Below are 319 nucleotides of genomic sequence, written 5' to 3'. Positions count from 1 at the left end.
TTACGACTACCCCCACCTGCGGCAATGGTTACGCACGCGCGGCATCATCCCTCGCATTGCTCGCCGCGACATCGAGAACTCCACACACCTGGGCCGACACCGCTGGGTCGTGGAACGCAACCGCTTGGCTCATCGGTTGCCGGCGCCTGCACCGACGCTACGAACGCAAGCCGACCACTTCCTGGCCTTCACCGCGCTGGCAGCTGCCCCCTGGCTCGGGCTCGAGGCCGAGGCCGGCAAAGTGCCGCTCGAGTCGGGGTGGGTGTGTCGGGCGGCGGTGGTTCTTCGACACCAGTCTCCGGAGTGATCTTCTCGGTTC

Annotated in this window: 1 pseudogene; it reads left to right on the top strand. The window is 66.8% G+C overall.

The window, feature by feature from the left end:
• Positions 1–208 (top strand): annotated as a pseudogene (locus AC5WS8_RS39460) (transposase); the annotation flags it as partial.
• Positions 209–319 lie beyond the last annotated feature (111 nt).

The sequence above is a fragment of the Streptomyces sp. PTL18 genome, from assembly GCF_059510295.1.
This window is presented reverse-complemented; position numbering and strand designations above follow the sequence as displayed.